This is a genomic window from Microvirga sp. Mcv34 (assembly GCF_024519725.1).
Classification (GTDB): Bacteria; Pseudomonadota; Alphaproteobacteria; order Rhizobiales; family Beijerinckiaceae; genus Microvirga.
Genome location: NZ_JALJRK010000024.1, coordinates 13,083 through 30,831, shown reverse-complemented (window position 1 = coordinate 30,831; position 17,749 = coordinate 13,083). Strand labels below are relative to the sequence as shown.

Genomic DNA, 17,749 nt, shown 5'->3' with positions numbered 1-17,749 from the left:
CATAGGTGCCCCGCAATTGATCGATGAAGGTGAACAGAACGATCAGATTCCTGCTTCAAGGATCAGCACTGAAAGGTTCTGTTTGGGCTTGAAATTCTTCTTGACCATCTGAAACTGCGTTGGCCCAATCTTCTTGACGCCTTCCCCACAGAAGCTGACGAGATTATCAGGACGTCCTTTATCCACCGTCAGCGTGAAGGTGCCGATGGGCCCGGCCCAGTTCGCGCCAGTGACGAGGATGTACTCGAGCATACGCTGGCCCGCACCCTTGTCGCGCTTGAGTTCGCGGGCGGCCCACTTTTTTGCTCCGTTGATGAAGTCCTTGTCCATGCAGGAGTTCTCGCCGATGAGGTACATGTCCTCTACAGTCTTGGCGGTGACCATGGACTCCAAGGAGATAACAGTTGCTCCAACGCTGGGCTTGTACCGATGTTGAATGACTGTGTCTCGCCCAGCTGGGAAGGTCTGCTCCCAGTGATAGGATCCGGCCAGCGCCCAGTTCGGGCTCCTTTCATTGTCGGGATCAAGGAGCCCCTCTTTTTCTAAGCGGCTGATGGTCTGCTGATCCAGCTTTTGGAGAGCAGGACCGACGCGATCGTCATATGGCGGCACTGGGATCTTGAGGTCTCGCAGGACCTTGGTCACATCCCGGCGCTCGACCATGGCTTTCGCCTCGAACTGAACGGGAAGCGGCCGCCCGTCAACCGTAACCGAGAACCGCATCGGGTTTGCTTCGGGTCCATCGGGGTAGTCTGCGTCCGACATCGTCACGCGAACCTCCGGCATGGGAAAGGCCACCGTGCCGGTGACATCCTGGGAGGTGAGGTTCCGAAAGCGGTAGGTGACCCGGACTTCCTCGGTCGAGAGGAACAGATCTTCTGAAACCATGCTCACAGCGTCGGTCTGAGTGAAAACGAGTTCTCCGGCCGCAAAGTGAGCCATCGTATCGTTTGCTTGAGCCGGTAGTGTCGTAACGCTAACCGACAAAATGGCAGCAACCGCAAAGAGGTGACGCATCGAAGAATCCTCATGACGGTGGGCGGGCACCGTTCCGCAATAGACCATATGAGAAAGAGCGCTTGTGTGAACCTTTCGTCGCCCTGCGACAAAGCGACGTTATGGGGCACTCTCATCGAGCATGAAAAAAGCCGCCCGAGGGCGGCTTCTTCATGGTGCCGATCAGGCGGCTTGCTGCATCTCTCCGGCAGCCTGCTCACGCGGCACGCTCAGGCCCACGATACGGAAAACCTGCTTGCTCTTGCGCTCGGCGTCCGCCGGCATCTCGTCGAACACACCGAAGACACGGATCGGCTGGCCTTCCTTCAGCTGCTCGCGAATCGAACTCAAGGCTGCACCGCTCGCGGTGTGGAACATCGTGTAGACTTTGTCTTTGCCCTGACGGCGATACTCGCCGATGAAGCTGACGAACTCCGTGCCGTTCTTGTTCTTGCCTTCCTTGATGGTCTTCGGCGTGACCATACGCGGGTACGTGCGCTGCTTCTGGGCGTTGTCGTTGGCGACGGTGGCGACGGCGGAGGTGTTGGCAGCGTTTGTCATCGAACTTTCCTTTCGGGGATTTGACAAAGAACTCTTGCGCTCTCACCAGAGAGCAACTGATGTCTTTTCCTGCGTGGCGTAAGACACCTGGTGATGTGATCGATCGATGCGTTCAACACGCCCGATCCGCCCATGAAAAAAGCCGCCCGAAGGCGGCTCTTTCTTCTCTCTTCGTACAGGCCTTATGCGGCCTGCTGCATCTCTTCGGCACCCTGCTCACGCGGGACCGACCGGCCAATAATCCGGAAAACCTGTTTTGCCTTCCGCTCACCGTCGGCCGGCATCTCGTCGAAGACGCCGAAGACCCGGATGGGCTGGCCTTCCTTCAGGTCGTCACGAAGTCCAGCGAGGGCAGCGCCGCTCGCGGTGTGGAACATCGTGTAGGTCTTCTCGGAGCCGCGGCGGCGGTACTCACCGATGAAGCTGACGAACTCGGTGCCGTTCTTGTTCTTGCCCTCCTTGATTGCCTTGGGCGTCACAACGCGCGGGTAGGTGCGCTGCTGCTTGGCGTTGTCGTTAGCGGCGACGGTGGCGGCGGAGGTGGCAACGGCTGCGTTTGTCATCGAACTCATCCTATTTCTGGGGATTTTGACGAAACTTTTCCCGCTTCTTTGAAGCGAAACCTGATCTTTGCTTTCGGGGATTTTTTGAACTTCCCTTAGCGCTCGATTGAGTGAGGAAACGAGCCAATATCCGAGCAATAAAAAACCCGGCACCGGGCCGGGTTTTTCGATCATCGTGTGTATCTGCAATAATCTAAGCAGGATGACCCACGCTCAATCTGAATTCTTTGATCACCACATCGCCGTTATTTTTGAGTGTTCCTGTGACGAAGGCCGGGACGGTCATTGATCCTTCGACCTCAAAGCCGTCAGGATATTTCACCGGAACGTCGGCCAGGAGCTGGGCGCGTGTGCTGAACTTCCCACCTGACTGGATCTCAACCGAGTCCGGCGAGCATTCTGTCACGAACAGGCTCGCCTTGGGGTGATCCTTCTTCACGTCGTTCCACGACGGATGTTTCTGGACATCGAAGCTGCAAACGAAGGCGGCCACATGGACAGAGTCTATTTCACTCGGGCAGGAATTGATCACTTAATCGCCACGGCGGAATTGTGAAGTGGTTGCCTTGATGCCGACTGGCACGGCATCCCTTCTTCATTCGGGCAAGTGTTCACGGGCCCATAATACTGCCTGAGTCCGGTTCTTCGCATTTATCCTGCGAAGAATTGCTTTGACCATAACCTTTACAGTAGCCTCCGAGACCTCGAGTTTCCGCGCGATCATTTTTGTTGGGGAGCCCGCTAAAAGGCAGCTAAGGACCTCATTCTCTCGTGCGGACAGGGTGTCCAATCCCGACTTAACTGCCCTCGTTTCGTTTGAGGTTGTGGCGCCCGCATCTCGTTCGGTCCCGGGTGGTTGATCAAGGCCCAACCTGAATTCCTTGATCTTTAGTTCGCCGTTGCCTTTGAGGGTTCCAGTGACAAACGCCGGGACTGTCACCGATCCAAAAGACTGTCTCCCACTAGACAGCTTCTTTGGGACTTCAACTAGAAGACGGGCTCTCGTGCTGAACTCACCGTCTTCGCGCAGATCAACGGACGTGGGAGCGCACTCAATTGCGAATTTCGTCGCTCCGGGGATCATCTCCAGTAACGATTTCCAGGCTGGGTGCCCTTCGATATTGAACTGGCGGATAGTCTCGGCAATGTGCATGGGGCTCTCGCTTATTGGCAGAACCGCCTTCTCGGCCGGTGTGGCGATGACCGGAGCGTATTGCGGATTGGTAGTGTTCCTCTGGCGTGGGCTTCCCGGATGTTGAACAACTTGTACTGTTGCTCCCCCCAAGCTGCCTTCACCTACGGACCTAGAGTGATTGCTTCCGCCCAAGTACCCAAGAAAGAGGGCACGTTTCTCGACGGAAGGAATTATTTGCTTTCCGTCCCTAAGTGTCAGCTTGGGGCTTCCAAATCCGATCTCGGCGTTAGAAATATTATCACGATCCCGTGACCTGCTGCCGATTTTCTTCGACTTTACAGTCACAGGACCAGTCCCTTTCCGGACCGTGGTTTTCTGCTGACCTGTCTGCGTCTTTGCCATTGGGCCCCCTTAGGTACGAGTACGATAACCCCATGCGAGCGTGGCGCATACCCCGTCCAGGTCAACCATTAGGCGGCCACGATTGATCCCGAACGCATGCAGGGCTTGCCTGAAATATGGTTTCTCCGCCGCTGGGATTTCAAGTTTTTCATACCTGACCGGCGCTGAGCGGGGATCCCATTCGGCCGTGGGATCGGGATGAAGGGAGAAAAGGCCCTGCTGAGCCGTAATCCGAGCCGCCCGAGGAGGGACCCGAACCAAGGTAACCCCCCGTAGTGTCGGGTCAAAGGGGTCATCCACCTCGTCGGCAATCTCATGCGCAGGAACCCAGATCATGTGGAGCCCACCGGCGGCTGACGACTCCTCATTCTCGCAGGCGAACCAAGCTGCCACGAGTGGGTTTGTTGACCAGTCCAGAAGCCGGGTAGGCAAAGCGTGATGTTGGGCAAGCGCAAGCCATTCGAGATCCTTCGTCAAGCGATCTTCGAAGCGAATTGCCTCGCGCTTGAAGGCCAGGAACATCTCACGCTCGTCGTTGGCACGGTACCCGGCGGGGCCGAGCTTCTGAGGGCGGCCTGCCGACGGGCTCAGGCCCCAGACCGCCTCGGTTTGCCCTCGAAAGAGCCAGCTGCCGTCGGTTCTATCTGAGACAATTTCGATGAATTCTGTCCAAGCTGGACCAGGCCGAGGAGATATCATTTTCGATTAGATCGTTCAGTTTGGGGTGAGAAGCTATCCGAAGGGCAGCAACGGCTTAGCTTCCCGCTGACACCGCTATATAGACTTTTGGAAGCGAGGAAAATCCTAAGCCGCCACCTTCATCTGCTTCACCTCCGAGTGCCACTGGAGGTAATAGGGAGCCTTAGTCCAGTTGGCTCCGGCGTTGTGGACGAACAGTACCACTGCGTCGTCCACCGGCAGCGCCGAGAGCAGCGAGCGGATCCGACGCTCCTGCTCCGCGTAGGCGCGATTGGGGCGGTCGGCCATGTCGTAGGTCCAATCCATGGTCCGGATCAGGCCAGCGAGCTCACCGTTCTGAGCGGTCAGGACCTCTGGGTCCTGGCCCTCGGTCCGGGCGAAGGCTTCAGCCTTCCGCTCGATCTCCTCGATCTGAGCGTCATAGGCGTCGAACCTGGCGTCGAAAGCGCGCAGATGCTCCATGTTGGCATCTTTGCGCTCAATCACGGACCTGGCGTAGTCCGCCAGCCGGGCGAAAGCCGGGTGTGCGAGGGCAGGGCCTGACACCGGAAGCAGGATCTTTCCGAAGTAGCCCGACTTGACGTCGGCGTGGAACACGCCGTCCGTCCATACCTTCCGCTTCTGGGGGTGGTTGGAATAGACCATCCAGTCCGGCCAGAAGGTGAAGTCACGGAACGAGAACTCGTTCACCTCCCCCAGGAATTCATCGCGGGCGACGTCCCAGGCAGCGAGCCCGGCAAGGCTCGGGCAGATGTCGATGAGGGTGAAGCGGGTGCGGGCACCGTTGACAATCCCGCCCTCAGGACCGTCGAAGTCGATCAGCAGGTAGCGATTGCCCTCTGCGGCCAAAAACGCGTGGGTGAGGTGCCGCAGGCCTGCGGGAAGGTTCTGAAAGAGGGCACGGATATCGGCCTGAACGGATTTCCGGGCGTCGCAACGCTCTTTGGAGAGGTCGTACTGGGCGGTCTCGATCTTCGAGATGGCAAGGCGCTGACCACGAATTTCATTGTAGATGCGAGACATCGGCGAGCCCTTTTCCTTTTCGGGGATTTCGAAACACCCTGGTTCAATCTTCAAAAACGTAGGATTAAGGTCGCGAAGAGCGGTTGAACCGCCTATTGGGGCCCAGAAGAATGACGACGTTCGCGCTCGAGACAAACCCGCAGCGGTCCAGTGACGGCTTCAACATTTGGTACACCGCCATGACCGAACATGCGGTTAGGCGTAACGGAGTGCACTGGCTTCAGGAGGAACGCATTGCAATCCTTACGACACGAAGGCAAACGCCATCTGGCCTAGCGCGCTTTGTGAAGCTTGCCTTTGATCGGACTGGTGCGCCATGGGCAGTCGAACTGAACCCACCAGCCAAACTCGGCGTGGGCGACGGCGAGTCCTCAATCGCATTCGACGAAGAGAATCAACCGTGGCTCCTACGGCAGGGTAACCTGAAACGGCAGAACCAGCCCCCCATCGAAGGTGAGGCCTTCCGCTTGGCTACGGGACTATTCCAAGCAAAAGTGACGGGTGCCGTCTGGGATGTGGTGGACTTTTGAGAGGGTGGCGTAGTCTCCGGGTGTTGAAGCCCACAAAACGGGATTCGGGCGTTGGAGCGCCAGGGTCCCATTGGAGACCACGCCATGACGGACCCTATCAGCAAGTCACAGTCTGCGCATCTGACCGGCCAACCCGACGCCCGACTTTTCGACACCTGGATCGACCCGATCGAGACCGGCGTGCGCGAGCGGGTGCGCGATTGGATCGAAGCCCTCATCCAGGCCGAACTGGAGGCCGCTCTCGGCCGACCCCGCTATGGCCGGGCGCCTGCTGGCGAGCCGTCCGTCGGCACGCGCGGCTACCGCAACGGCTGCCGGTCGCGCACGCTCACGGGCACCTTCGGGCCGACCGAGATTTCCGTGCCGCGGGCCCGCCTGCACACGCAGGATGGCGGCACCACCGAGTGGAGGAGTGCCACCCTGCGGGCTTATCAGCGCCGCACCAAGGCCGCCGATGCGCTGATCGCCTCGGCCTATCTGTCAGGCACCAACACCCGGCGGGTGCGCCGGGCGCTTGCCGCCCTGTTCGGCGGAGCGGTGGGCAAGGACACAGTCAGCCGGGTCTGGCGCAAGGTGCAGGCCGATTGGCAGGCCTGGAACCAGCGTTCGCTCGCCGACGAGCCGATCGTGCGGCTGATCCTCGACGGCACGGTGGTGCGGGTCCGGCTCGACAAGAAGGCGACGTCGATCTCGCTCTTGGTGGTGATCGGCATCCGTGAGGACGGGCAGAAGGTCTTGCTGGCGGTCAGGAACATGGGCGGCGAGACCACGGCCGCCTGGCGTGCGGTCCTCGACGATCTGGTCGCGCGCCAGCTGCGCCGGCCGGCCTTTGTCATCGTCGATGGCGCGCCGGGCCTGGAGCAGGCGCTCGCGGCGGTGTGGAACGCTGTTCCCCTGCAGCGCTGCACGGTGCACAAGCACCGCAATCTGCTCGCCCATGCGCCCAAGCGGCTCTCCGACGAGATCACGGCCGATTACACCGACATGATCTATGCCACGACAGTCGAGGAGATTGCGGAGCGCCGCCAGGCCTTTCTGCGCAAATGGCGGCTGCGGCATCGGGCGGTGGCGGACAGCCTGGAGGAAGCGGGTGAGGCGCTGTTTGCGTTCACGCAGCTGCCGCCCTCGCAATGGAAGTCGGCCCGGACCACGAATGCGATCGAGCGGCTGCACGAGGAGTTCAAGCGGCGGATCAAGACCCAGACGGTGCTGCCCTCGGCGGCCACCGCCGCCATGCTGTTCTGGGCCCTGCTGGCGTCCGGTCAGATCACCATGCGCAAGGTCGACGGCTGGAAGACGCTGACACAAGCGTCAGCCCCGAAGGAGACGATTGACCTCGCCGCCTGACCCAATACGATGTTCATGCCGGAGATCGCGCCACCCGAATTTCAACACAGCTCGCGACGGCACCAAGTGACGAATAGCATTCGGGACCGCCGCTGGTACCCTGTAGCCCGTCTTAATCAGCCACCAGAGCAAATCCGTCGCGAGACAGCGTTCTTTGTCGCTCGATGCGCTGGCGCCCGCGATCGCTATACGGACCATCAGGACGAACGGGATACCTCAGTTATAGCGCAACTCTATGGGGGCCCAGAAAATGCGGACCCATACTTCAAAGCACCGAAAGCTGCCACAGATGCGACGATGGTTCGCAACTGGCAGGGCGAAGTTTGGCACGCTTTGGAGGCTGAATTAGCCAAGTATGGCAAAAAGATCAGGAAGCCGCGGCCAGCAGTAGGCTTCGAGGTCGATGCGGAGTTTGATGGCAATACTGGGCCGCTGCTAGTTGAAATCAAGACCGGACTTACGGCGTCGGACATATATGAGGCGTTCGGCCAGCTAATGCTTTACCGGCAGTTGATGCCGTCGCTCCAAAATCATACGCCGATCCTCCTGGTACCACGCGGATCGAGCAGTGTGCTCCTCGACGCCGTTGCTAAACTGAAAGTCACCGTTGCGACCTATAGCCGAAATGAAGAGAACGACAAGGAAGTGACATTCTCCCCTGAGTTCAGGAAGCTGTGGGAAGTGTAGGGCCCCAAAAATACTTCCTCTCAAACGGGATCACAGCGCAGGATCATTCGTTTAGACGCCCTTCGAAAGAGCATAACCCACGACAGCCAGCGGGAATACGATTCCCAGGGCAAAGCGCATCAGCTGTGCAACCATGTTGACCTCCATTCACTCACACCAGCGAGACGGTCCTCGCAGCGCACATGAAAAAAGCCGCCCGAGAGGGCGGCTTCTGTTCCGGCATCGGGTGCCGTTAGGCTGCGGGCAGCGGCTCATCATTGGAGCCGTCATCCTCAATCTGGTAGTATGGGTCGGCGCGATAATCGAGATCGTGCGACCGGTCGAGATAGCTCGCTGCCTTGCCGGGATCACTGGTCGAGGCGGCGAGCCAGTAGTACAATTTTGCCAGGAGATATTTCACCAGAACCTACCTGTCTGGAGCGGAAGTGGCAGGGTCGGCACGTCGCTTGCGCCGTGGCAGGCTAGCGCCTGCGCCGACCCCAGGTGGCGGAAGCCGATTACGCGGCTTCCTTCATCTCGGCCTGGTCGGCGGCCTCCGGCGCCGCCTCGCGCGGCGTAGAAAGGCCGATAATCCGAAACACCTGACCCTCGGTCCGTTCCTCCGTGGCCGGCATCGTCTCGAAGACACCGAAGACGCGGATCGGCTGGCCTTCCTTGAGCTGATCCTTGATCGCCGCCAGAGACTTGCCCGACGCGGTGTGTAGCATCGTCGAGGGCTTGCTTGCCCCGCGGCGGGTGTACTCGCCGATGAAGCTGACAAACGGCGTGCCGTTCTTGTTCGAGCCTTCCTTGATTGCCTTCGGCGTCACCATGCGCGGATAGGTGCGCTGCTTCTGGGCGTTGTCGTTGGCGACGGGAGCGACGTTGGAGGCGACTGCTGCGTTTGTCATCAAACTCATCCTTATTCTGGGGATTGAAACGAGCCTTGCTCACTTTTGATCTGAGGAAATCCGATTTCCCTTTTGGGGATTGAACCTTCTCCTCTTCGCTGATCCTTTCCGAATTCAACAAACGCCCGGATTCCCGCTGCGTTAGAGATTTGCTCCGCAGACTGACAAAAGATTGACCGGCGTGGATTTTGGGGTTTGGCTCAACGAGCACAAAAGAAGCCGCGAGATTGGTAGGGCCTATGTGGCACTCTCGCGGCTTCTTTCGTTAGGTGACCTTTAGGTTGGAGGTCAGTCCACTCTCGTCCCTGATGAGATAGGGAGCCCGTCAGCGGTGCTCAGTGCTACCCGGCGTTTTAGATCCGTGGGTCATGGATCCGCGTCAGCGATGATCAGAGGCTGAGGCAACGGTCGGGTTACATGTCCGCCGCGTACCTGGCCAAAAGGCTACTTTGGTCAAAGAGTTCCTGCAGTACGGCCAATGGGCCAACAGATGAGGCAGGTATGTTGTCGACTATCAATGTCGGAAGCAGCTAGCGTATCTAACGTTCCATCTTAACCTCCTCTCAGGTCGATTTTGCGGGGATTTCAATTTCCCCTTCTTCACATTCTCAAATGAATTAAAAATCTGATTGGCAGTGATCCTGGGGTGCCAGCCCACCTTCGACGCCCGAGAGGTAGCGAGCCCTTAAGCGGTTCCCATACTATCCAGTGTTTTAGACCCGTGGATCTTGGGTCCGCGTCAGCGATGATCAGAGGCTGAGGTCTCGTAGCGAGCACCTGGCCAAAAAGGATACTTGTTTTGAAGCCCTGCAGAACGGTCAAAGGGACCAACGGATGAGGCAGGTATATGTCAGAAAGCCACTCTGGGCCGGGACGTTGATTTGATCTAAAGCTTCATTGTCGCCTCCTCTCGAAGCACTTTCTTCTTTTGGGGATTTCAGCTTCCCCTTCTGCGCATTCTCAACTGGAGAAAAGTCTTCACTTCCTATGCTGCGGAAGCCGTGACTTCGCTTTCGTCGATCTGATGGAGGACCTGGAAGAGAGAGCGATGGAATGAATGGTAAACCTTCGCGGCTCTCGCCTCTCCGACGAAGGGTATGATCATCTGTGAAGGGACATAGGCTCCAACGTGAGCCTCCTGTGGCCCAAGGTTGGCTCCGACGAGCACACCTGCAAGGCGTCCTTCGTTATCGACGACGGGGCCGCCCAAGTCGCTCTTAGTCGGGTAATCGAAACAGGCGTGCCCTGCGATTGTCCGTTTACCCGAGAATTCAGGATCTCCTCCGTGGCGGAAGTAGGTCAGACACGGATGAGTGCAGATCCATCCTGCCTTCACAATCTGCGGCGGTTCCGTGCCTAAGGAGTTCAAATCGAGGCGGTGGTCTCCGAATTGGCCGTCTGCATAGCCGATCCGCCAAAGATGATTTTTGCCGTGCATGGCCGCTATTGTCGCGACTTCCGGATCGGGCCAGCGCTCAATGCCTTCGCCACGAACCTGAAGAACAGCAACGGGCATGATCGGAGTTTCGTAAACCCAGTCGACCCAGAACACCGCCCCAGAACCGTCGAGCAGGTGAATCCGAAGGTCGTGATAGGGGCCAGCGCCTTTCCACTCCGTCCAAGGGAGCTTGATTTTGCCGTCTGTCACCGTCGCGAAGGCTCCGCCACCGAAGTGGGTGGCAAATCCGACAAATGAGCGCTCGCCATTGTAGGGGTGTCTACAGATTGCAGCGATGCTCCCTTTCAGGGATGCGAGGCCTTGTTCGGTGAATACGCCAGGGTTCTTGGGCAACGGAGCCTCCGTGGGATGAAATGGGCTGGGACGAAATGGACCCGGCCATTGGTCGGGTCCAAGGGCGCGGTGTCGCTACTGGATGAGCGAAACCTGCCGCGCCTGCGCGGTGAAGTGATGGGCGATCACCGCCTGCGGGATCTCGATGGGATCGGCCAGAAGAAAGTGATGCTCTTCGGCGACCCGCCTCCAAGGTGAGTTCGGACCGTGGGCGATGAGGCTCAGACTGGCTTCGGGCAGGCTCGCGTGGCGTTCGTCCACCCATTCGATCAGTTCGTGGGTGATCGTGTCCTCGTCCGGCACGGCTGGGCATCCCTTGACCTGAACGGGCTCCGTGATCGGAGCGTCCCCGTGAGAAGACAGCTGAGCGAACAGGCGGCCGAAGATTGGACCCTCGCTCCAGACCTCCGGGGCTTCGGTCAGGAGCGGCTTTCCCAGGATCGGGATCGACCAGCCATACAGGAGATAGCAGAGCGTCTGGATCCTTTTATGGGTGATGCCGCCCGAGGCGGCGTGGCGAGCGATCAGCGTGTTTGCGACTGCAATCGGGGGATATGCCATGGTCCGAGATCTCCGTTGAAGGGAAGGCAAACGAAAGCGGCGCGGGAAGATGGGTCGTCCCGCGTTGTTAGTCGGTCTTGCCGACGCTAGATCGTGGCTGAGGGGCTAGCCCTTAACCGTCGTCGCGACGGTTCCACTCGGCGTTGATCGCCTCGTGCATAGCGGCACACATGCTGTCCTGAAGATCGTCCTGGTTGTCCTTCAACCAGGCCCGGATGTCATCGTCGGTGGGAGCCGGATCAACGTCGTCGCTGATCAGGGCGTCCACGTCATCAACGTCATAGGCTGCCACAGCCCAGCCCCGGCGACGCATCTCCTCAAGGGCGAGGCACAGATCATGGTTGCTGAGTTCCTTTGGATCGAACGCGACCGGCAGGAGAGCGATGCGATCAGGGGTGGAGAGCCGCTCAGCCTCCTCTCTAGACGAGTGGGTCACGGCCCGGCCGAGGTAGACGGCGACCCACTGAGGGGCGACGGCGGTTTCAGTCGACATGTTTCAGGCTCTCCGTTGTGGACATGACCTCAGAGTGGAGGTCGTTCCAATCGTCGCCGTTGGGCGGACGGGCGTTCGTTCCCGATCCATCACCAGACGGATCGGACATGTCTCTATCCTGCTTGGCGGCGAACTTTCGAAGTTGGAGGAGCGCAGTCGAGACGATACCGTCCGATTGCCGCAACCTGTCGAGGAGTTCTTGAACTCCGTCCTGGTCGAGGGAGATATCCTCGTTGAGGCCTTCGGCTTCTCCGGAGGCCAACAGGTGGACCTCGTTGGATTGTTTGAAGGGTTCTCCCAGACCATCCTCGAAATAGTGGAGGAGCGCAGCGAGGACAGTGTTCTTGTCCTGGGTGCTGAGCGGGTAGAGGACTGGATCGGGAGCCGAGCCCTGAGCCTGGGAACGGACCCTGCGGACTTCGTGGGCGCGGAGATTATCGAGCCCGAATTCTTCGGGCGTCTCCTGTGGGATGTAGATCCCGATGTCCACGCCCCACTGAAGGATATCGCCTGCTTCATTCAGGCCGAGGACTTCACCTTCCTCGAGTGCTTTTACGTCGAGCAACTCTCCCGTCGTGGGGAGGTGAAGCATCATCTTGGGCTGATTCACGTCGTAGTTCCTTACAGAAGGCAAGGGCGCAGAGATCGAAAGCCGTATGGCAGGCGATTTCGCGTGCCACGGCTTCGGTCCATTCCGGATCGGTTTTCAGGGTCTTGATCCGCGCTGGCAGCAACTCTTCTTTGTGCTTTCGAGCGGCCATCAGGGCGTCGTAAGCGACGAGAAGGGTTTCACGGGGGTCTGCCATGATTGCGGAATCCTGCGGCTGTAAGGCTGAAGAGGCTGTGTTCCCCTGGTCAGGGGCCTTTGGCCAGTTCTCCAGCCTCCAGGGTAGCAGAGGCAGGTAAACCAATCCCGACACGGTCAGTGGTTCTGATATCGGGCGAGCTCGCTGGGCCGAACCCGCATGAAGGACGTGGCCGTGTTGCCGTTTCCATCGAGGATGTCGGCGCCATCATCGTGGAGCCGAACCCCGAAGTACCCGCGCTTTGCCTTCGGGTTGAGGGAATAGAACAGCCGTAGGAACCCGGGCTTGGTGGAGGCCGTCGACCTGGCAAGCTGGCGCGACTCGATACGGCGGCTGCCCTCTCGATCAATGATGCGGTAATGATCCGGCATCGTGTTTCCTTTCCGTGAAATGCGACTAAGCGCAGAGGAGCCGCTCGGCGGTGGCCGACGCGGAGGCGTAGGAGGTGTGGGGGAGGGAGAAGAAGTCGCCCTGAGCCGTCTCGACCTGGACAACGAAGCCATTTCCGTCCGCGAGGACGGTTGCGTCCTTCACGTCAGAGCCGAAGGCCTGGATGTTGGCAGCTTCCTGAGACGAAAAACGATCGAAACCGGACATCGTGGCTCTCCTTGATTTCGGGAATTTTCAATTCATCCCTTTCATCTCGGACTGAGCCTGGAATTCAGATCTTGGGAGTTGGCACTCCGCTACCCGCGCAATAGGGCGATCGCAGTCTCCGCATCGGTCCATGTAAGTCCGATGCTCGGGTCAACCTGAATGTGGAAATGCTTCTGGTGCGGCAGCATGCCTGGATCATCATCAATGATGACGTACCGAGCAGGCCGGTGGCGCTGCAGATGACGATCAATCTCGGACCCTCGGATCGGAAGGTCGGCAATCTCCTCCTCCGGGAGAAGGTCTGGGGTCCGCCAATCTATGAAATAGCGATCCTGACCGATCCCAGCCTTAGCGAGCTTATCCCGGCAGTCGGCATCGCGGCGCCAAGTGCTTGCGACAACCAGACGCGCACCCGTTTGGTCGAGGATATCGACAACCATAGCGGCGGATCCAGGCGGTATGTAGCCGGCGCCGCCGAGTTTGGTCGACCGATCTGTGACGATGACGCCATCGATATCGAGATACACGAGCGGGGTCGCGGCCATCTTTATCCTCGGGGATTTCGTCCTTGGGTGTCCGGTTCCTGTTGAGGGGAGAAACCAAAGAGCTTTGAAATGGTTCGGTGGTTTACAAATTCGTGCAAAAGAAAAGCCACCTTAACCAAGGTGGCTTTTCTCAAGCTGGCCGAGATCCGGGGGCTATGGATCAGGCCGCTGCTTGCTCCTTCGGCGGCAGCGCCTCGCTGATCACGCGGAAGACGTTGCGCTCGAAAGTGCCGTAGAGGGCGACCGGGCCCTCCTGAAAGAGGTGCTGCGTGCTGTCGAAGGCCTTGCCGAAGGCCATCGTCGTGACGGTCACTTCCCGATTGTCCTTGCGGCGGGTGAAGGTCAGCTTGGCCTTCGCATAGGGCTTGTCGTTCTTGTCCTTAGAGACCTCGACCGCCGACAGGTGGCCGCGCACCGGAAATGCCGGGGAGCGATCCTGCGAAACCTGAGTGCCAGAGACGTTGTTCGAAACCTGGTTGTCGTTCACTGCCGTGTCCATGATTGGCTTTCTCTCTCGTTTTGCCAAAGGCTGGTGATGATGTGGTCCCTGTCTCAGGTGACCGGTCGATGTCGTCTGGGCGGTTGAGCTCCGCCTCTTTTCGTTTTGGGGATTTTGAAGTCTTCCCTTCCGACCTAGCTGTTCGATTAATGCTGATCTTTTGGGAATGCTCTTCTTCGCCCTCCCGCCTGAGCCGTTCGCTTGAAACTGCTCACCTTTCGGGGTTTTCGAAAACTTCTCATCCGAAGAATTCGGCATCCAGATTTTAGAATGACTGACCCTTTTTGGGTCAGAACATCCTTCTGCTGTAGCAGGGAGGACGACGCGCCCTCCGGGCTAGAATGGCGGCCATGGGCCGGCGTTCTATTGCAAGAAGACTGTCAGGACTCGCCATCGATCAGGCGATGGATTTCCTCGAAGGCGCGGTGGCGCTCGGGAAACGTCTCATACGAGAGAGTTTCCTGTAGAAGACCTTCCAGCGCCATGACGGCGTATTCGACCTCATACCACTTCGCAATGGTGAGGGTGAACGTTCCTTCTTGACCGTGGAACATGTCGAACAGGGAAGTGAATCGCTCGCGTCCGGCGTCGGAATCCATGACGTGCCGCAAGCAGTCCGAAAGGAGCATACAATGCTTATCGGTGAGGGTGACTGTACGGGTCTCAACCGCGAAATCGATACACGTCAGATCTTTCATCGGGGATTTCCTGAAGCAGAGTTTCCTCCTTCCTTCAGGAGTTGATCTAAGACCTCCAGGTAGCGAGCGTAATCGTCAGGGCTCGCCTGGTCCTCATACTCGCGTGCGAATTCCTGGGCCGACCGGGACGGTTCGGTTTCATGGTTTCCCAGAGCTTCGAGGTGACTGTCTCGAGCGATGTCTCCATCGTACAGCGTGAGATACCGGCGCGCGGCATCCTCGGGCGAAAGATTAGCCATCGAAGTGTCCTTTCAGGAGGAGGAATAAGGCTTTCTGCTTCCAGAATGGCTGACCCGTTTCGGGTCAGATTATCTCCCCACAATTGGTGGGTGAGGGCGGGACGCCCTCAGGCCAGAATTTGGCGGCCGAAGGCCGAACATCACTGCATGGGATAGCGGGGATAATTCGTTAACCAGAATTGACCGGAGGCAAATCGGGTGTGATCCAGAGCTAGAACAAATAAGGAACATACACCCATGAGCGGGGCATTTAGTCTGGTCCAAAAGCCCGAATTTCATCTCGGACGAACCGCAGCGATAGACCTGGAGTCGTCACCCCGTTCCAGGAAGGGAGGCGCTGCCTCACCTCCCTGCAAGGCGTCCCCTTGTCCTCCGGGTGCAGCAAGTCGGATCGCACCATCGCCTACGGCTCCGGAGCAACCGCGTTGCGCACCCATCGGCACGCCTCGGACTTCGTCTCGGGCTCTGCGCGGATCCTTGCACCCACCCTCCGCTCCTCGCCGGAGAGGCAGGGTTGCAGGAAGGGCCTGCAACCTGCCCCCCACTGAAGAAGAGGAATTCAAAATGAGCGTAGTTTCTGGAGCAATGAACGTCCTGGCCGATGTGAAGGCTGGCTTTGTCTCTCGGACGGATGTCGCCGAGGCACGGGAGCAGCTGACGGCGGCCCTGTTGGCGGACGAAAGCCTGCCCCTGGAAGTCCGGCTCCTCCTGGAACTGCGCGAGGTCGAGGCGGGATTCGTGGACAACAAGCGCATCGGTCGACTAATCGGCGAGGCTGGCAAGCGGCACTAACCGAGTTACCATAATCTCGGGGCCAAGGGGTCGGCGTGAACCAGGATCGCCGGCCCTTTCTAATGCATAAGACGAAAGTAAAACTGCGGCTTGGTCGCGTGCCTTGCTATCGTGATGTTAATGAAGTTGTGGCGTCTTTGGAGACTTGTTGCTCAGAACAGGGGAAAAGCAAGGTCATGTGGGCATCAATCATCATCACCGCTGCTATCGGAGTCCTCGCACAATTGGGGACAGCCTATCCTGGTTTCGCTGAGGCACAGGCATGGCCTAAAGGTCGCTGGACAGGGACCAGTGGCTGGTATGGGTATCATGGCCTTGCGAGCCTGGGCCTCGTGTTCATTGCGTGGTCGCTGATGGGCATCTTGGGTCTCGTCGTTGTGATCCCACTAAGCTTTATTGGCGCCTTTATCCTTTCGATGATTTTCCGGTCGTGGTCGCAATTCATTTCGCTGCTGTCATTACCCATGACCGTTCTTTGGTACGTCTTCGCCCTCGGTGAAAATTGTGTCGGGTCGACATGCACTAGAATGAACGGGCTCCTCTAACGACCTCGGATCTGGCGTGACGGGACATACTGGGAAGACCGGCCCCATACTCGCTGCGAGCCTTGTTCCAGGGGTGCCCGCGATATAGAGACTCCTCGACCACACAATAAACGAATTTTTAGAAGGCTTTGGGGGGCAAGATGCCAGCAGATGTTACTGCGCCTGTTTTGAACTGGGCGAACTTCAATACGAACTTTGACTTGTCGAGTGGAAATGGTTCGATCAACCTTTCCGTATCGATAACTGAGGACCTGTCTGGGCTGCGGAACGTCGGCTTCGGCTTCTTTAATGTCAAAGACATCTTTACGAAGGGCTATGAGGCCTTTGCCATCTACAATATGTGGGGGGCCAATGGCACTGTTGAGGGCAGCGATACCGGAACGGTAAACCAGTATTCCCCGCGCGGTGTCTACGCGCTCGCTGCAATATCCCTTACCGACCAGGTCGGGAATACGAGATCGATCCTTGCTGAGGAAGCCTTGGCTATGGGAGTCCCAGTACAAATTGTGCTTCATGATGGCGGGATAAACGTTGCCAGTCCGACGCTAGGATCCGATCAAATCATTGCAACTGGATTTAATGATTTCTTGAAAGGATACAGCGGCGACGATCTATTATCCGGTCAGAGCGGGACCGACAGTTTGGAGGGTGGTACCGGAAACGACACCCTGATCGGGGGCGAAGGCGCCGATTTTATCGATGGCGGCACCGGCATTGACACGGCCTCTTGGCGTAGCGCCGCGGTGCGCCTCAGTCTTAATCTCAGCGATCAAACCCGGAATGGCGGATCGGCCACAGGGGATGTGATCTATGCCGTTGAGGCATTCGATCTCACGGACTTCAACGATGCCTTTGTTGGGTACAATTCGGCCGTCAGACTCTATGGGCACCAAGGAGCGGACCGGCTTACCGGATCCTCAAAGTCCGATACAATTTCTGGCGGGTTAGGTATCGACACCTTACAAGGCGGATCAGGTCGCGATACATTTGTTTTCGAGCAAAAAGATACTAGCTCGTCCAAAAGGAATGCCGACTACATTTCTGATTTCAAAGGTAAGAGCGGAGATCGGATTGACCTAAAATTTATCGACGCGAACCTTCAAAAGGCCGGGAACCAGGGATTTGCGTTTGTCGGGACGAAGGCCTTCACCAAAGCAGGTCAGGTTCGTTACGAGAAAACGTCAAAGGACACATACGTGTTCTTCAATACCGACGCAGATAAGTCTGCCGAGGGCGTTATACGCCTCAAGGGAGTGATCGATCTCCAAAAGGCTTGGTTCATTCTTTGACACATCGGTTATCGAGGTGGTCCCGCGTGATCATTGTGGCGGCTAGCGACGCTAGCCTTG

General features: G+C 58.2%; 25 protein-coding genes. 7 read left to right on the top strand and 18 right to left on the bottom strand.

Going from position 1 to position 17,749, the window contains the following annotated elements; translation table 11 throughout:
• Window positions 1–42: 42 nt before the first annotated feature.
• The 7 genes from OC446_RS14320 to OC446_RS14290 form a co-directional block, all read right to left on the bottom strand.
• Window positions 43–1,017 (bottom strand): DUF4424 domain-containing protein, encoded by a 975-nt coding sequence (locus tag OC446_RS14320; RefSeq protein ID WP_262029702.1) that lies wholly within the window; start codon window positions 1,015–1,017, stop codon window positions 43–45.
• 162 nt (window positions 1,018–1,179) lie between these two features.
• Entirely contained in the window at window positions 1,180–1,557 is a 378-nt protein-coding gene (locus OC446_RS14315) for a hypothetical protein (protein WP_262029701.1), read from the bottom strand.
• A 182-nt stretch (window positions 1,558–1,739) separates the two neighbouring features.
• Window positions 1,740–2,294 carry a hypothetical protein gene (locus OC446_RS14310; protein WP_262029700.1) on the bottom strand — a complete coding sequence of 185 codons (555 nt, stop codon included), beginning with the start codon at window positions 2,292–2,294 and terminating at the stop codon, window positions 1,740–1,742.
• Between the two features lie 19 nt (window positions 2,295–2,313).
• A complete protein-coding gene (locus OC446_RS14305) occupies window positions 2,314–2,613 on the bottom strand; it encodes a hypothetical protein (RefSeq protein ID WP_262029699.1) in 300 nt (99 codons plus the stop codon).
• A gap of 102 nt (window positions 2,614–2,715) precedes the next feature.
• Window positions 2,716–3,657 carry a response regulator transcription factor gene (locus OC446_RS14300; RefSeq protein ID WP_262029698.1) on the bottom strand — a complete coding sequence of 314 codons (942 nt, stop codon included), beginning with the start codon at window positions 3,655–3,657 and terminating at the stop codon, window positions 2,716–2,718.
• 9 nt (window positions 3,658–3,666) lie between these two features.
• Window positions 3,667–4,356, bottom strand: coding sequence for an FRG domain-containing protein (locus OC446_RS14295; protein ID WP_262029697.1), 690 nt, complete (start codon window positions 4,354–4,356; stop codon window positions 3,667–3,669).
• A 105-nt stretch (window positions 4,357–4,461) separates the two neighbouring features.
• Window positions 4,462–5,379, bottom strand: coding sequence for a hypothetical protein (locus tag OC446_RS14290; RefSeq protein WP_262029696.1), 918 nt, complete (start codon window positions 5,377–5,379; stop codon window positions 4,462–4,464).
• Between the two features lie 110 nt (window positions 5,380–5,489).
• On the opposite strand from OC446_RS14290, the gene OC446_RS14285 reads away from it, so the two are divergent.
• The 3 genes from OC446_RS14285 (at window position 5,490) to OC446_RS14275 (ending at window position 7,943) form a co-directional block, all read left to right on the top strand.
• On the top strand, window positions 5,490–5,909 hold the full coding sequence (locus tag OC446_RS14285) for a hypothetical protein (RefSeq protein ID WP_262029695.1): 420 nt from the start codon (window positions 5,490–5,492) through the stop codon (window positions 5,907–5,909).
• Between the two features lie 84 nt (window positions 5,910–5,993).
• Window positions 5,994–7,256, top strand: coding sequence for an IS256 family transposase (locus OC446_RS14280; protein ID WP_262029694.1), 1,263 nt, complete (start codon window positions 5,994–5,996; stop codon window positions 7,254–7,256).
• A gap of 297 nt (window positions 7,257–7,553) precedes the next feature.
• On the top strand, window positions 7,554–7,943 hold the full coding sequence (locus OC446_RS14275; protein ID WP_262029693.1) for a hypothetical protein: 390 nt from the start codon (window positions 7,554–7,556) through the stop codon (window positions 7,941–7,943).
• A 232-nt stretch (window positions 7,944–8,175) separates the two neighbouring features.
• On the opposite strand, the gene OC446_RS14270 is transcribed toward OC446_RS14275, so the two are convergent.
• The 6 genes from OC446_RS14270 to OC446_RS14245 all read right to left on the bottom strand — a co-directional run bounded on the left by OC446_RS14270 (window position 8,176) and on the right by OC446_RS14245 (window position 12,289).
• Window positions 8,176–8,343: a hypothetical protein gene (locus OC446_RS14270; RefSeq protein WP_262029692.1), complete on the bottom strand. Its 168-nt coding sequence runs from the start codon at window positions 8,341–8,343 to the stop codon at window positions 8,176–8,178.
• A 97-nt stretch (window positions 8,344–8,440) separates the two neighbouring features.
• The gene (locus tag OC446_RS14265) at window positions 8,441–8,833 is read right to left on the bottom strand and encodes a hypothetical protein (RefSeq protein WP_262029691.1); all 393 of its coding nucleotides are present in this window, start codon (window positions 8,831–8,833) and stop codon (window positions 8,441–8,443) included.
• 985 nt (window positions 8,834–9,818) lie between these two features.
• Window positions 9,819–10,625, bottom strand: coding sequence for a hypothetical protein (locus tag OC446_RS14260; RefSeq protein WP_262029690.1), 807 nt, complete (start codon window positions 10,623–10,625; stop codon window positions 9,819–9,821).
• Between the two features lie 75 nt (window positions 10,626–10,700).
• Window positions 10,701–11,186, bottom strand: a complete 486-nt coding sequence (locus tag OC446_RS14255) for a Panacea domain-containing protein (RefSeq protein WP_262029689.1) — start codon at window positions 11,184–11,186, stop codon at window positions 10,701–10,703.
• Window positions 11,187–11,298: 112 nt separating this feature from the next.
• Window positions 11,299–11,679, bottom strand: coding sequence for a hypothetical protein (locus OC446_RS14250; RefSeq protein WP_262029688.1), 381 nt, complete (start codon window positions 11,677–11,679; stop codon window positions 11,299–11,301).
• Window positions 11,669–12,289, bottom strand: a complete 621-nt coding sequence (locus OC446_RS14245; RefSeq protein ID WP_262029687.1) for a hypothetical protein — start codon at window positions 12,287–12,289, stop codon at window positions 11,669–11,671. The genes OC446_RS14250 and OC446_RS14245 overlap by 11 nt, the downstream gene beginning before the upstream one ends.
• A gap of 46 nt (window positions 12,290–12,335) precedes the next feature.
• Here OC446_RS14245 and OC446_RS14240 point away from each other — a divergent pair, with 46 nt between their 5' ends.
• On the top strand, window positions 12,336–12,509 hold the full coding sequence (locus OC446_RS14240; RefSeq protein ID WP_262029686.1) for a hypothetical protein: 174 nt from the start codon (window positions 12,336–12,338) through the stop codon (window positions 12,507–12,509).
• Between the two features lie 92 nt (window positions 12,510–12,601).
• On the opposite strand, the gene OC446_RS14235 is transcribed toward OC446_RS14240, so the two are convergent.
• The 5 genes from OC446_RS14235 to OC446_RS14215 form a co-directional block, all read right to left on the bottom strand.
• A complete protein-coding gene (locus tag OC446_RS14235; RefSeq protein ID WP_262029685.1) occupies window positions 12,602–12,856 on the bottom strand; it encodes a hypothetical protein in 255 nt (84 codons plus the stop codon).
• A gap of 25 nt (window positions 12,857–12,881) precedes the next feature.
• A complete protein-coding gene (locus OC446_RS14230; protein ID WP_262029684.1) occupies window positions 12,882–13,082 on the bottom strand; it encodes a hypothetical protein in 201 nt (66 codons plus the stop codon).
• Window positions 13,083–13,171: 89 nt separating this feature from the next.
• Window positions 13,172–13,627 carry an HAD domain-containing protein gene (locus tag OC446_RS14225; protein WP_262029683.1) on the bottom strand — a complete coding sequence of 152 codons (456 nt, stop codon included), beginning with the start codon at window positions 13,625–13,627 and terminating at the stop codon, window positions 13,172–13,174.
• 160 nt (window positions 13,628–13,787) lie between these two features.
• A complete protein-coding gene (locus OC446_RS14220; RefSeq protein ID WP_203446994.1) occupies window positions 13,788–14,126 on the bottom strand; it encodes a hypothetical protein in 339 nt (112 codons plus the stop codon).
• Between the two features lie 380 nt (window positions 14,127–14,506).
• On the bottom strand, window positions 14,507–14,824 hold the full coding sequence (locus OC446_RS14215; RefSeq protein WP_262029682.1) for a hypothetical protein: 318 nt from the start codon (window positions 14,822–14,824) through the stop codon (window positions 14,507–14,509).
• Window positions 14,825–15,627: 803 nt separating this feature from the next.
• Here OC446_RS14215 and OC446_RS14210 point away from each other — a divergent pair.
• The 3 genes from OC446_RS14210 (at window position 15,628) to OC446_RS14200 (ending at window position 17,689) form a co-directional block, all read left to right on the top strand.
• Window positions 15,628–15,855: a hypothetical protein gene (locus OC446_RS14210; RefSeq protein ID WP_203446990.1), complete on the top strand. Its 228-nt coding sequence runs from the start codon at window positions 15,628–15,630 to the stop codon at window positions 15,853–15,855.
• A gap of 62 nt (window positions 15,856–15,917) precedes the next feature.
• Window positions 15,918–16,400, top strand: a complete 483-nt coding sequence (locus tag OC446_RS14205; protein WP_262029681.1) for a hypothetical protein — start codon at window positions 15,918–15,920, stop codon at window positions 16,398–16,400.
• 140 nt (window positions 16,401–16,540) lie between these two features.
• Window positions 16,541–17,689 (top strand): calcium-binding protein, encoded by a 1,149-nt coding sequence (locus OC446_RS14200; protein ID WP_262029680.1) that lies wholly within the window; start codon window positions 16,541–16,543, stop codon window positions 17,687–17,689.
• Window positions 17,690–17,749 lie beyond the last annotated feature (60 nt).